The following is a 7,061-nucleotide window of genomic DNA, read 5'->3' on the forward strand; positions in this document are numbered from 1 at the left end:
TCCGTGAATTCTAGGTTAATCATGTTTTTAATGAGTGCTTTGCTTCTAATTATGACTCTTAAACTATATTATTGTCCTTGAGTAAAAAATGCAAGTTGTAGCCGTGCAAAGTATAGCTAGATAAATATCTGCTCCTTTGCTGTAGGGATAAAGAACCCAGAATCCTTCGTCATTGCGACGAAAACAATCCACACTGATGCGTTCTTGACTGATAAGAACGTATTCTTCTAAAGTTTCAAGGGAACGATAGTCGGCAAATTTATCACCCCGATCTCGCTTCGCGAGCGCGTTGCGAGCAAAGGCAGCCGTAGTGGGGGATAATACTTCTACAATCAAGCGCGGATAACGGATAAAATCTTCTGAGAAAGACTGATTATCTCGCGAGTCGCAAGTGACCACAAGATCGGGATAAAAATAACTATTAGCTATTTCTAGACGAACTTTCATATCTGTGGCATAGACAAGACAACCACTACCCCGCAGCTGGTTTTTTAAAAGCGTGGCTAAGTTGATAATAATCATACCGTGGGCCTTACTTGCAGCAGCCATGGCGTAGGTTTGACCGCGAATATATTCGTGTTTATCTTTAGCTATTCTCTCCGTTGCTAAATAATCTTCTGGGGAAAGATAGTTATGGTCAAAGTTAGCAATCATTTGGTTAAATCACCTTTATTGTCTCTAAAATCAATTCTAACTCTCGATCGAGGAGCGGTACATTTTTAAAATTTGTCTGACAAACACCTGCAAATTTTGCCAGTTGATCGGCAAATTATCGAGCTAATTGACCTGCTCGGACAATATCTAGTAAAAAAGCCTTATCCCGCCACATAAATCACTTGCGCTGTCCCTAAAATCTCTCGTTGACGAATCCAATTATGACTCTGCTCGATCGATTTTTTCGTTAGCAAATCAACTTTCCGTCCCAATACATTCTCTAATTCCCGTTTCATCCTCGAAAACTCCAGAAGTCCCCAAGAAACACTATCTTGAAAACTGACCAGTATATCAATATCGCTATCTGGACGAAAATCTTCCCGCAAAACCGATCCGAATAAACACATTTCAGATATCTGCCATTTCTGACAAAACTCACTGATTATTTGCTGGGGTAGTTCTATTTTCAATTTTTTCACCTCCCTGTCACCAGTAATCAGTGATCGGTTTTTAGATTTAAGGAGAATTATCGCTAACCACACGAAAACCAATATCATAGAGTCCAGCAGTAGCCAGAAATTTGACTCGGTAGGCCGAGCGACATTTGTTAGGGCCATCATTCCAGGAACCCCCGCGCAAAACTCGTCTGTCCCTATCTTCTATGGTGGCCGCTTCGTAGTTATCGCGCCAGTAATCTGCACACCATTCCCTGACATTTCCGTGCAAATCGTAGAGTCCGAAAGGGTTAGCGACGGCAAACATTCCCACTGGTGTGGTTTCCCTGCGATCGCATCCTAGGGAACCTTCCCCATAACGACCATAACTGCACACTTTCCCGCCATAATCCCAGTCCACCCCCGAATAGTTGGCTAAATCAGTGGAAATTGTCGGGCCAAAGTGGAAGGGGGTTGATGTACCTCCCCGACAAGCGTATTCCCATTCTTTTTCTGCGGGTAAACGATAATTCAGTCCTGTGAGACGGGATAGGCGATCGCAAAATTCCACCGCTTCCCACCAGTTAATTTGTTCTACGGGGCGATCGTAACCTTCAAAATGGGCCGGATAGGGATTAAGTTCAATATTTACTGGTTCTAATTTTGCCACCTCGCGCCATTGTCGTTGGGTAATTGGGTAGCGACTCAGACAAAAAGCCTGAATATTAACCAGAGATTGGGGACTTTGACTCAATTTCCAGCCTAACTCACTTTTGGGCGCACCGATGAGGTATTGACCGCTAGGGATAGAAATCATTTCTAAAAAGGTTTTTTTGCTTAAAAAATACTGATAACCTCGATTAGTGACTTTTTCCCGTTTAATTTCCTCACCTTTGCCATTAACAGTGACCACCTCATCGGTAAAATCTAACCATTCTCCCATTCTGCACCCCTCTATCGGTTATTAGTTGATCGGGTTAAGCTGCGAGTCTGGAAAAATCTCGCAACCCACCAGTTATAAGAATAACAAGACTTCGATCGCTTATCCCCCGATGAGTTTTAATTTTAATTAATTTTTTGCTTTGACAGCAAATCGGTTTTTAACAGATGGATTGTTTCCCCCTACTTTCCACCTTCCCGCTCCCCATATTAATTGCTGGAGTGATTAACAACTTCCGGGACAATCTCTAATTCTTGTTCAACAATTACAGGTAAATGATTTTTCTGTAAACCCATAGCAGTTAAACAAGTATTGAGAGAGTTGATCGCTTGGTTATAATTCTCAATTTTTTGGTTAATTTCTTCCTGTTTGCGGGCATTATTAGCAATTTTTTCCGCCGCTTCCTGTTCTAAGGTTTGTTCTAGATAAGAACGAGCTTGATTGAACTGTTGTAGAATAGTATCGGCTTGTTTTTTTGCCATTGGTATCAATTGATTTTTTAGAGTATTATTAACGGTTTGGCGGAAGTTTTTCTGAATTGTCGCTGATACTTTTGGCTCAAAATCTAACTTAAGTAATTGACGGATAGCAGGTTCAGCATCAAGAATACTTTCACAGTCATAACCTTGGGCAGTTTGTTGGACAGTTTGCCGAAATTGAAAGATAGAAAAAGTGCCTTCGTTGTAAAAATTGTGATTTTCTCTTACATAGCGATCGCACTCTGTTCTCGCTTCGGAAACTAAGGCATGAATTAACTGCTCTTCTAGCTGTTTTAGCTGATTTTCTATGCCACTATCGTTACCCAATAAACGATAAATTTGCCGATAATAATCACCTTGCCTTACCGCATCTAAAAGACGCTGACAAAAGCGACTAATTAAACTGATTGACTCCTCAATCAACACATCTTCTAGCTGGTTAGACAGATAATAAAAAGCTTCTACCAATACTGCTAATAAAGGTGCTGTGGCATTGCGGGGATGGTTTAAAGTCGCTTGCGAGTAGGCATTTTTGACAGAAAAAGTATTTAATAACTCATCCAATCTTGATACCATTCTCGCTTTCAGTTTCTTAAAGTCTTCCTCGAAGTTTTCATCGCTATTAACCACGATAGCATTGACATAACCATCGATATGTTTAGTTAATTTCTCTCCCACTTCCTTTAACTCTTGATTGAGGTGATTTAACTCCAGAGCTTTCATCGCCTCAATTTCTCGTGGTTGACTTTCTAAATCACGATAAATCTCTTGATAATGATTTTTGAGAGTAATGCAGAGAGATTGTAAATCATCAGCTAAAGTTGCAAACAATTGCGGACGCTTTTCCTCCGTGAGATAACGAGTAATTGCCGTGCGAAATTCTGCGATACCACTATCAGCAATTAACTGCTCTAGTAAAGGATTTCCCCACTCGCTTAAAACTCGGAAATAATTTTTATTAGGAGTTTCATAACCGTGGATGGAAACTTTAAAGGGAGTTGCCAGTAATTTACCTGAGTTGGCACAATAGTTATTAAACTCGCTGACAAATTGCGGTGTTTCTTCTTGTCCTCCTAAATTTTTAACACTTTCGGCAAAGATAGAATCTAAACCATAACGCTGATTAATATTGGTTTGATTTTTTACCTGATACCCATAAAATCCTAAAAGTCCGCTGGTTTTGTAGAGGCGGGAAGTATCACGAAATTGCGTTTGAATCAGGTTTTCTAAACGTTGTTTTAGTTGGGCTGCGTACCAGGTTTCATCAATGCGGTTAAAAACATAAAAAACTCGATCACGAATACCAGCATTAGAGCGAATTTTTTCGAGTAATTCCGTTTCTTCTGTGGCTAATTCTCCCGCAGAAGCAGCTTTTAAAACACAAACCACTGCCGAAGTATCAGGATGCTCTATTTTACGATAGGCTAAGGCGGCATCTTTTTTGACTGGGGCATCAATACCGGGCAAATCTACCAAAACGTTACCATCTTTAAGGAGAGGATGATGACAGTAATATTCTAGACGTTTTAAGACGGCACTATTGCTACCACGACGGGCAAAACTTGCCGCTTCTGCTAAATTAGAAAAGTGAAATTGTTCCATGGAATAGGTGGCATTATGCAGCGTATGGATCCGCTCACGATTTTGAGTAAATCCTTCAATTAATAATTTTAAACCCTGAGCTTGTTTAGCTCGCTCGGATTTGCCTTCTCCCCCTTCCTGTTCGATAATTTTTTGACAGTATTGGTTTAACTGGCTACAGTATTCCGGGGAATTAATGTTACTGGGATTGGTTAATTGCAGATTTTGACAGACGGTATCGACTAAAGTACGAATTTCTACTTCGCTGAGAAAGGTTAAAACCACTCTTTCCTCATCAGCTTCTGCGTACTCAATATAACATTCTGTACCCGTTGCGTGTCCTTCGGCACTATAGAGCAATTCTCGCTCTAAAAGTGCATTGATTAACATTGATTTCCCAGCACTAAAAGCACCGGCAAAAACGATTTCAAATTTGGGAGAAATGGCTTTTTGTAGGGCAATTTCTATCTTGCTGGTATCCTGTTGATTGCGGAGAGAGGATTCGCCTTTGAATAGTTCAATTATACTGTTAACATTACCAGCCAGATTACTGCATTGGGGTAAAAGTTCAGTCATGGTAAAACCCAGATCTAGAAGAACAGTGCTATTATTCCCTAGATTATAACAAAATTCACTAACTAGATCTCAGATCTTTGGTCAGCGATTTAAGCAATCAAGGACAAAGTCATCGTCTTCAATCTAGAATCAGGATTGATTAAGTAGTTGGACAAAAGTAAAGTTAACTGTGGGGTAAGGAGTCAGTAGTCAGTAGTCAGTCAGAATTGCGGCAATTTACATTTCTTAAGATAGACAACAGAATTTATGTCCGACTACTTATAATCAATTTAGTACATACCGATTTCCGAGAACCTCCTTAGGTAAAAATTCTCTCCTGACTCCTCCTGAATACTGGGATAATGATAATTATGTGGATAAAAATGGCAATAGATAAATTGAGATTAAAAAAAATTCGGACTATGAAACAGTTAGGATTTTTGTTAGGAACAGTTTTTCTTTTGTGGGGTTGTCATTCTCTCAATGTTATCCAAAATCGTCCCCAACCCTTGCCCCAAGATCCATATATTCAAGTCTATTTTAATTATAATCAGGCCCAGGGTTCAAATTATACCGATCCCTATCGCCAAATTAATCGCCCAGGGGATAATTTAGAACAGGTTATTATTGATAATATTAACTCGGCAAAAAGTTCGATCAATCTAGCGGTGCAAGAGTTACGTTTACCCGCCATCGCTCAAGCTTTAGTTGCTCGTCAGCAGCAGGGAATTAAAGTTAGGGTTATCCTCGAAAATATTTACAATAAACCTATTCATAGTTTAGCTAAAAACCGAGAAAAATCAAGCGATCGAGAACAGGAACGTTATCAAAATCTTTTTGATTTAGTTGATATAAATCGAGATGGTAAATTAAGTCCAGAGGAAATCGCCCAAAGAGATGCAATTACTATCCTCAAAAAAGCTGGTATTCCCCTAATTGATGATAGTGCAGATCGCTCAAAAGGTAGTGGTTTAATGCACCATAAATTCATGGTTATTGATAATTACACTACTTTAATCAGTTCAGCTAACTATACCTTAAGTGATATTCATGGAGACTTTTCTAATCCCAAAACTGTCGGGAATGCCAATCACTTATTAGTAATTACTAATCCCCCACTAGCTAGAGTTTTTCAAAGAGAATTTAATCTGATGTGGGGAAGGGAAGATAGTCCTAAATTTGGCTTAGATAAACCCCAGAGAAAACCACAAACAATTACTATCGGTAATAGTAGTCTGACGGTCAAATTTTCCCCCGATTCTACCGCTTATCCCTGGGCAATTACTAGCAATGGTCTGATCGGTGAAACTTTAAATAAAGCTAAAAAATCCGTGAATTTAGCCCTGTTTGTCCTGACGGAACAGCCTTTGGCTAATATTCTCGCCCAACGACATCAAAAAGGGATAGAAATTAAAGCTTTAATTGATCCTAGTTTTGCCTTCCGATACTATAGCGAAGGATTAGATTTATTAGGAGTTGCTCTCAGTAATAAATGTCGTTATGAACCAGATAATCAGCCTTGGCAAAACCCAATTAATACCCTAGGAGTTCCCGCTCTAGCCCCGGGAGATAAATTACACCATAAATTCGGTTTAATCGATGATAAAATTGTGATTACTGGTTCTCATAATTGGTCAAAAGCTGCTAACCATCAAAATGATGAAGCTTTAGTTATTATCGATAATCCCACCGTTGCTGCTCATTTCGATCGAGAATTTCAATATCTTTACCGTACCGCTAAATTAGGACTGCCGGAAACTATTAAAAATCGGATCGAACAGGATAGAAAAAACTGCCCCCAATCTGTAACAATTAAAAGCGATCGCTTAATTAATTTAAACACTGCCACAAAAGAAGAATTAGATACTTTACCCGGTATCAGTGGCAAATTAGCCGAAAAAATTATCGCAGCCCGGCAAGAAAAACCCTTTACTTCCCTAGAAGATTTGGATCGAGTATCGGGAATCGGTAAGGGAAAAATTAACAAGCTCAAAGGCAAAGTCAGCTGGTGATGATTGCTTCGTCTGTATTTTTAGCCACAGACAAAAACGGCTCTTCGTTACTTGTTATGGTTCGATAGGGGGGCATAAATCGACTAAATCCTTATCTGGCAAGAGACTTAATTGATTAGTTCGCTCTAGATAAAAAACAATTGACAAAAATTGCATAACACAAACCGAAGAGCCACAAAAACTAGCAATTTTCCCTTGTTACGGCAAGCTAAGTAGGTAGGTGTTAAAATCGTCAGCCCCCCTTATTAAGGGGGATCCCCCCACCTATCGGCACCCCCCTTATTAAGGGTAGGGCTGTTTCATTTAAATTAAGTATAGCTGATTTTGAGTCAATAAATTTGACCGAAGATTCTCAAGTTTATCTTGTTCTAACCAAAAGAGTTAGTCACAATAACTAATCTTTAAT

5 protein-coding genes are annotated in these 7,061 nt (G+C 39.4%); 1 reads left to right on the plus strand and 4 read right to left on the minus strand.

What is annotated here, in order from left to right:
• Nucleotides 1-63: 63 nt before the first annotated feature.
• The 4 genes from EWV66_RS05695 to EWV66_RS05710 form a co-directional block, all read right to left on the minus strand.
• Nucleotides 64-654 (minus strand): Uma2 family endonuclease, encoded by a 591-nt coding sequence (locus tag EWV66_RS05695; protein WP_287109206.1) that lies wholly within the window; start codon nucleotides 652-654, stop codon nucleotides 64-66.
• Between the two features lie 161 nt (nucleotides 655-815).
• On the minus strand, nucleotides 816-1,211 hold the full coding sequence (locus tag EWV66_RS05700) for a nucleotidyltransferase family protein (RefSeq protein WP_353734446.1): 396 nt from the start codon (nucleotides 1,209-1,211) through the stop codon (nucleotides 816-818).
• Nucleotides 1,171-2,031 (minus strand): formylglycine-generating enzyme family protein, encoded by an 861-nt coding sequence (locus EWV66_RS05705; RefSeq protein WP_052277118.1) that lies wholly within the window; start codon nucleotides 2,029-2,031, stop codon nucleotides 1,171-1,173. Before EWV66_RS05705 ends, EWV66_RS05700 begins: the two co-directional genes overlap by 41 nt.
• Nucleotides 2,032-2,237: 206 nt before the next feature.
• Entirely contained in the window at nucleotides 2,238-4,664 is a 2,427-nt protein-coding gene (locus EWV66_RS05710; protein ID WP_287109208.1) for a dynamin family protein, read from the minus strand.
• 350 nt (nucleotides 4,665-5,014) lie between these two features.
• On the opposite strand from EWV66_RS05710, the gene EWV66_RS05715 reads away from it, so the two are divergent.
• Nucleotides 5,015-6,655 (plus strand): DUF655 domain-containing protein, encoded by a 1,641-nt coding sequence (locus EWV66_RS05715; RefSeq protein WP_072924137.1) that lies wholly within the window; start codon nucleotides 5,015-5,017, stop codon nucleotides 6,653-6,655.
• The last annotated feature ends 406 nt before the right edge of the window (nucleotides 6,656-7,061 follow it).

This window comes from Microcystis sp. M_OC_Ca_00000000_C217Col, from assembly GCF_007095585.1.
Classification (GTDB): domain Bacteria; phylum Cyanobacteriota; class Cyanobacteriia; order Cyanobacteriales; family Microcystaceae; genus Microcystis; species Microcystis panniformis.

What these genes read in the sequence shown, in the direction of transcription:
- EWV66_RS05700 (WP_353734446.1), bottom strand. Translation starts at nt 1,211, where the DNA reads ATGATATTGGTTTTCGTGTGGTTAGCGATAATTCTCCTTAAATCTAAA.
- EWV66_RS05695 (WP_287109206.1), bottom strand. Translation starts at nt 654, where the DNA reads ATGATTGCTAACTTTGACCATAACTATCTTTCCCCAGAAGATTATTTA.
- EWV66_RS05710 (WP_287109208.1), bottom strand. Translation starts at nt 4,664, where the DNA reads ATGACTGAACTTTTACCCCAATGCAGTAATCTGGCTGGTAATGTTAAC.
- EWV66_RS05715 (WP_072924137.1), top strand. Translation starts at nt 5,015, where the DNA reads ATGTGGATAAAAATGGCAATAGATAAATTGAGATTAAAAAAAATTCGG.
- EWV66_RS05705 (WP_052277118.1), bottom strand. Translation starts at nt 2,031, where the DNA reads ATGGGAGAATGGTTAGATTTTACCGATGAGGTGGTCACTGTTAATGGC.